We start from the raw sequence: 2371 nt of genomic DNA, 5'->3' as shown, positions 1-2371 counted from the left end.
ATTTTATATACAGTTATTTGCTCAAATTATCTTAAAGGATCACTTCCATTTTCAGAGTCGTTTGATGATGCCAGGCAAAATTCTGGTATTAAAATAATGATTGCCTTAGTTTTAGGGGGGATATTAGCTTTAATTCACTGGGGGATAACTTTTATTCCATTTGGTGTAATGATTTACTTAGTATTGCTAATCATAGTGACTTTCTTTTCATGGAAGTACGCTTATAAAACGATTTGGAATTTTTGAAACGAAGAATTATAGAAAATTATTTATTTCTAACAAAGTAGAGGGCACAATGCTTTCTACTTTTTATATTTTATTTCTTGGGTAAGATAAATAAGTGAATTGAGCAGTTAAATAGAACTTTTTAATTGATTGGGATAATATGGGATTGTAGCTTAAATAAAAAGTTTGTGAGAGGACGAATGACTATGTCTAATTTATTCAAACCATTCAAATACAAGGGATTAGAATTAAAAAATCGTGTTGTAATGCCACCTATGTGTCAATATTCGGTCCATTTAAAAGATGGGATTCCAACAGATTGGCATTTCGTTCATTATACTAGTCGTGCAATCGGTGGTACGGGTTTAATCATTATTGAAATGACAAATGTTGAAGATCGTGGCCGCATTTCAGATTATTGCCTAGGAATTTGGAGTGATGATCATATACCGGCATTTAAGCGTATTATTGATGAATGTCATAAATATGGTGCAAAAGTTGCCATTCAAATTGCTCATGCAGGACGTAAAGCTGAAGATGCACCGATTCCAGTGTCGTCTTCACCGAACGCTTTTAACGAGAAATCAAAAACTCCACATGAGTTAACAACTTTAGAAGTTAAAGAAATGGTTGAAAAGTTCAAAAAAGGTGTAGAGCGTGCAGTTCTTGCAGGAGTAGATACGATTGAGCTTCATGGTGCACATGGCTATCTCATCCATCAATTTGCATCTGCTTATACGAATCAAAGAACAGATGAATATGGACAAGATAAATTTTTATTTGGAAAAGAAGTCATAAAAGCAGCAAAAAGTGTAATGCCAGCTGATATGCCACTTATTATGCGCATTTCTGCGTTAGAATACGTGGATGGAGGCTATGGACTAGATTATTCTGTCGAAATGGCTAAAGCATTCCGTGATGCAGGTGTCGATATCTTCCACATTTCATCCGGTGGTGAAGGTCCAATTGGTTCGGGAGGCAGACCTGGATCCCATCCTGGATATCAAGTCAAATTGGCTGAACAAATAAAGAAAGAAGTAGAAATCCCTGTCATTGCAGTAGGGAAATTGGATGATGCAAATCTTGCAGAATCTGTACTTGGCAATGATGAAGCAGATTTAATAGCTGTAGGTCGTGGAATGTTAAGCAATCCTTATTGGGCGAATGAAGCTTCTATCCTTCTTGATGGGAAACCTTTGACTCCAAAACCGTATGAGAGAGCATATTAAGAATAAATTAGTAGAAAAGTACGCCTGAGTGATCAGCGTACTTTTTTTATTAGGCTATAAAAAACTTGGATAGTTTCTAACTAGACATTATTTGGAATTTACTTCATCAAAAAATGGTTTGTTCGCAAAATAGTACATAACTGCCATCATAAATTCTCCACCAATAAGATTCCCTATTGTTACAGGAATAAGATTTCGAATTATACCGGATATAGAAATAGTGGCAGGATGATCAATGACAAGTGCAATTGCAAAGGAGCACATATTGGCAATACTATGCTCGTAACCGGACATAAAGAAACAAAATACAAATAACATCATCGCAGTAATTTTTGTTAGATTTTCAGTTTCGCCAAAAGACATTGGTATGAAAAAGGCAAGGCACACAAGCCAATTACACAAGATACCCCTTGCGAACAAATGAAAAATAGAATTATCTATTTTATGTTCGACAACTGATAATAGAAATGCACTTGAGTCAGGAGCATCAAAAAGTCCAGTAGTATAAATGATAAAAGCAAAAAGACATGCCCCTAATACATTTCCTACATAACTATATACCAAAAGCTCAAAAACTTTAGGCCATTTCATCTTATCTCTCAATGCAGCATAAGTGTAATAAAATGTATTCCCAGTAAAGAGATCTCCACCACCATACCAAATCAACACAATAGCTGCTCCAAATGTTAATGCGGCAATTGGGTAAGCAACAGGAGAATTCACTAAGAAAAAGCCGTTCCCTGTTTTGAAAGCAACCATTACACCGAAACCAATAAACATACTTGCAAGCATACTTCTTAATATGTAGCGGAAATGGCTTTGGTCAAATATTTTTTGTTTCTTTAAAGCTAACTTTTCTACTTCTAACAGTGGTTTTACTTCCATCGAATCACCCCTTTTTAATTTGTCCATAAAAA

Annotated in this window: 2 protein-coding genes and 1 pseudogene; 2 read left to right on the top strand and 1 reads right to left on the bottom strand. The window is 35.2% G+C overall.

Annotated elements, in window-relative coordinates; all coding sequences use genetic code 11:
- Window positions 1-246, top strand: a pseudogene (locus CN514_RS26220) (hypothetical protein); the annotation flags it as partial.
- Window positions 247-431: 185 nt separating this feature from the next.
- Window positions 432-1454, top strand: a complete 1023-nt coding sequence (locus tag CN514_RS21600) for an NADH:flavin oxidoreductase/NADH oxidase (protein WP_098234342.1) — start codon at window positions 432-434, stop codon at window positions 1452-1454.
- 87 nt (window positions 1455-1541) lie between these two features.
- On the opposite strand, the gene CN514_RS21595 is transcribed toward CN514_RS21600, so the two are convergent.
- Window positions 1542-2339 (bottom strand): formate/nitrite transporter family protein, encoded by a 798-nt coding sequence (locus tag CN514_RS21595; protein WP_098234343.1) that lies wholly within the window; start codon window positions 2337-2339, stop codon window positions 1542-1544.
- Between the last annotated feature and the right edge of the window lie 32 nt (window positions 2340-2371).

Origin of the sequence: Bacillus sp. AFS001701 (assembly GCF_002559405.1) — a bacterium.
Classification (GTDB): domain Bacteria; phylum Bacillota; class Bacilli; order Bacillales; family Bacillaceae_G; genus Gottfriedia.
The sequence above is the reverse complement of the archived record's forward strand: the minus strand, read 5'-3'. Positions and strand labels throughout refer to the sequence as shown.

Bases quoted from the DNA above. Each gene is read 5' to 3' on its own strand.
- CN514_RS21595 (WP_098234343.1), bottom strand. From the start codon at position 2,339: ATGGAAGTAAAACCACTGTTAGAAGTAGAAAAGTTAGCTTTAAAGAAA.
- CN514_RS21600 (WP_098234342.1), top strand. From the start codon at position 432: ATGTCTAATTTATTCAAACCATTCAAATACAAGGGATTAGAATTAAAA.